Below are 3,919 nucleotides of genomic sequence, written 5' to 3' on the forward strand. Positions count from 1 at the left end.
CGGTGAGAACCTGCACCAGGCACTTCGGTCCGCCCTCGGCGTACACCGAGTTGAGCTTGACCGCCTCGGTGGCCGGCAATACGTTGTTGTTGTCGTAGGAGCCGTTGTCGTTGTCCCACGCCGCGCAGTCGGGCCTGTCGACCTGGAGGTCACGCGGGAACGAGACCGCGACCACCCGGTCACGGTTGGCCGGGACGCTGACCAGGATGACGGTGTCGGATCGGGCGCCCTCGATGTCGTCGGCGCTGCCCGCGCCCACCTTGGAGTTCTTGCCGCCCCGGGTGTCGGTGCCGACGATCAGGTAGGTTTCGTCGCCGTGCTGGGCGTCCTTGTTGCGGATGTTGTCGTCGTCGGCGTCCAGTGCCTCGATCGAGCGCCAGTTTCCGTTCACCGACTGGATGTAGCCCCACACGAATCCCGTGCCGACGAGCGCGAGGACGCAGGCCACCGACACCAGGATGCGGCCGAAGATCGTCGCGTCACGTACCAGTGCCTTCCGGCGTGCCACCCGGCCGCGCGCCGCGGCCACCCGCGTTCTGGCGGCCGCCAGGTCGGGGGTGCGCTGCAGCGGGCGGGCCCGGCCCTTGATCAGCGAACGGGCCGTCGACACCGGTTCCGGTCGGACACCGGCTGTCTCGGTGTCCGCCTTGTCTGTGTCGTCAGGGGATTCGCCGCTCGTCTCCGGTTCGGTGCCGGTCTCGGGATCGGTACTGGTCTCGGGGTCGGTGCTGGTTGCGGGTTTGGGGGTGGCCCCGGTTGTTCCGCTGCGCCCGGGCTCGGTGGTGGCCGGTTCCGGTGTGACACGCGGGGCGTCGAGCGCTGACGGGGTGGGTGTACGCCGGTCATCGGTGTCACCACTGATGACCGGGATGATCTCCGTCGGTGCGTCGTCCTGGCCGGAACCCGCGCGCGCGACGGGTGTGGCGGAATCGGCGCCGGGCGAGGTGTCCGGCGGGACGGGTTCCTGGCCGCGCGACTCGGCGATCGCCCGCTGCCGGGTCGCCTGCTCGGACAGGTCGACGTCGGCACCGCGATCGCCGATCGTCGGGATTCGCTGGGTGACGTCGAGGCCCTGCGCCGGTCGCGGCCGATTGTGCGGGTCCGGGAGGGGCCGGTTCCGTGGGTCTTGGTCCGGTCGGGGGGCACCGCGGCCGGGTGGGGGCGGGATGCGCCGGCCGCCGGGGCGGGGCGGGGGTACCTCCCGGATCGGTGGACGTGGCCTGCCCCGATCGCCCGGGCCCCGATCGCCCGGGCCTTTCTCGCCGGGTCCTCTTTCTCCCGGACCCCGATCGCCGGCGCCGCGATCGGGGTCGCGCCGGCCGGGTTCGCGGTCGCCGCGGAACAGCGACCCGAACCGGTGGACCATCGTCGGCGACTCGTCGGGTTCGGGCTGTCCGGCATCGTCGAAGGCGGCACCCTCGGCGTTCATCTGCTCGAGGAGTTCACGCACGGTCATCCGGGAACGCCCGCGCACATAGCGGTCGTTGGTCCGGGGTTCGTGGAGTCCACCCGGAATGGGCGGAATCACCCGGGGACGGGGCCGCTGTGGCGGCCGGGGGCCACCGGGAGGCTGGGTCCCTGGCCGTGGCCTCGGCCCGGACTGGGGACCGGCCGGGGACCGGGGAGGCGGCGATCCGGGGGGTGGCGGGGGCGCGGGGCCGGGGTGGGGACCGGGCCGGGGTGGGATATTGGGCGGGGGCCGGTTTCCGCGCTGCGGTGGGGATGGGGTTTGGTCGGGCCGCGCGTCGTCGGCGTCACCGGAATGCGGACCGTCCGGCCCGGACTTCCTGCGGCTCACGTGCGTCGGCTACCTCTCGCGTCTGGACTCGATACCCCCACCTTCAGTTGCAGTACTGAAGTGCATCGAATGTACCCACTGCTGCGGGCATCCTGGCAATCGTACCGAGCAGACCTGAGAGAACGGCGAGTCTCCCGATCCAGTGGTACGGGTCTCAGTGCGGCTGTGCGGCTGTGCGGCTGTGCGGCTGTGCGGCTGTGCGGTGGTGTGGGTCTCAGCCGCCCGAATGCATGATCTCGGCACCCTCGGGGACGATGTCCTCGTACGGGTCGTCGAGCCAGCCCTCGGGCAGGGCGACCTTCGCCGGTGACCCCTGTCGGCCCCGCGGGCCGTGGCCGTCGGTGGGGAACGGCGCGTCGGCGGGTAGCGCACCGACCAGCTCGCGCAGTTCGTCGAGGGTGGTCACCAGCGACATCCGCGAGCGGATCTCCGAACCGGCGGGGAATCCGCGCAAATACCACGCCACGTGTTTGCGGATCTCGCGGCAGCCCTTGAACTCGCCGCCGCCCTCCAGATGGTCGTAGTGCGCGATGAGCAGCTCGCAGTGCCGGATGATGATGTCCGAGACCTGCCCGAGTGTCGGGGCCTGCGGTGCCGGCCGACCGTTCAGCAGCGCCGACAGCTCGGCGAACAGCCACGGACGGCCCAGACAACCGCGCCCGATGACCACGCCGTCGCAGCCGGTGCGCTCCATCATCGCCACCGCGTCGATGGGTTCGAAGATGTCGCCGTTACCGAGCACGGGGACGTCGGTGACGTGCTCCTTGAGCCGGGTGATCTCGTCCCAGTCGGCGGTGCCCGAGTATCGCTGCGACGCGGTCCGGGCATGCAGCGCAACGGCTTTGGCGCCTTCGGCGGCGGCGATGCGGCCGGCGTCGAGATGGGTGCGGTGCTCGTCGTCGATGCCGATGCGGAACTTGACCGTCACCGGGATGTCGGTGCCCTCGGTGGCGCGGACCGCGGCGGCGACGATGCGCTCGAACAGCTTGCGCTTGTAGGGGATCGCCGATCCGCCACCCTTGCGGGTGACCTTGGGCACCGGGCAGCCGAAGTTCATGTCGATGTGGTCGGCGAGATTCTCGTCGACGATCATCTTGGCCGCGGCGTAGGTGTACTCCGGGTCGACGGTGTACAGCTGCATCGACCGCGGATTCTCCTCGGGGGCGAACGTGGTCATGTGCATCGTCACCGGATGCCGTTCGACGAGAGCGCGGGCGGTGACCATCTCACACACGTACAACCCCGACACCGTGCCGGTACGTTCGAGCTCGAGTTCGCGGCACAGGGTGCGGAACGCGACGTTGGTGACACCGGCCATCGGGGCCAGCACGACGGGACTGGCGAGTTCGATGGAGCCGATGCGCAGGCGTTCGCGGGTGTCGAGTGCGGTGCTCAGGACGCCTTCTTCTCCTGCTGCTGCCGGGCTCGCTTGAGGGCTTCGCGGGCCAGTGAACGGTCGCGCATCTCCTCGAACTTGACGGTGTCGCGTTCGAGCTGTTCGAGGAACGAGGCGAGTTCCTCGCGGGTCTGCTCGCCCTCGGGACCGAAGTCGTCGCGGCCGAAGACGTCCCACTTGCGCAGCACCGGCATGATGACCTCGTCGAGGTGCTGGCGCAGGTCGTAGATGCCGTGCTTGGCCATCAGCACGCCGTGCCGGCGGAAGTTGGGCATGCCGGCGCCCGGCATCTGGAAGTTGGTGACGACGTCGGTGACCGCGCGCAGCGTCTGGTCGGGGGCGATGTCCATGCCCGCACCGCAGATGTTGCGATAGAACTGCATGTGCAGGTTCTCGTCGGCAGCGATGCGTTGCAGCAGCTTGTCGGCGATCGGATCGTTGCAGGCCTTGCCGGTGTTCTTGTGGCTGACGCGGGTGGCCAGCTCCTGGAACGTCACGTACGCGACCGACCGCAGGATGCCCATCTGGCCGGTGGGGGTGGTGAACTCGTCGATGCGGTCGCCGGCGGTCAGCTCGGGGGAGTAGCCGCTGGTCATGTGCAGCATGCGGGCCTGTTCGAGGGCCACCGGGTCGACGCCGCGGGTCACCACGAGGTAGTCGCGCATGGCGATGCCGTGCCGGTTCTCCTCGGCGGTCCAGCGGCCCACCCAGTAGCCCCACGCCGA

Annotated in this window: 3 protein-coding genes; all 3 read right to left on the reverse strand. The window is 70.1% G+C overall.

Annotated features, from left to right (window positions below; all coding sequences use genetic code 11):
* Positions 1-1,528, reverse strand: a 1,528-nt coding sequence (locus tag Q0627_RS18670; protein WP_298811885.1) for an LCP family protein, incomplete at its 3' end; no start/stop codon positions are given.
* Positions 1,529-2,012: 484 nt separating this feature from the next.
* The gene (gene dusB / locus Q0627_RS18675) at positions 2,013-3,164 is read right to left on the reverse strand and encodes a tRNA dihydrouridine synthase DusB (RefSeq protein ID WP_298811889.1); all 1,152 of its coding nucleotides are present in this window, start codon (positions 3,162-3,164) and stop codon (positions 2,013-2,015) included.
* Between the two features lie 26 nt (positions 3,165-3,190).
* Positions 3,191-3,919: acyl-ACP desaturase (locus tag Q0627_RS18680; protein WP_298811887.1), on the reverse strand; the 729-nt coding region annotated here is incomplete at its 5' end.

This window comes from uncultured Gordonia sp. (assembly GCF_937858515.1).
GTDB lineage: Bacteria > Actinomycetota > Actinomycetes > Mycobacteriales > Mycobacteriaceae > Gordonia.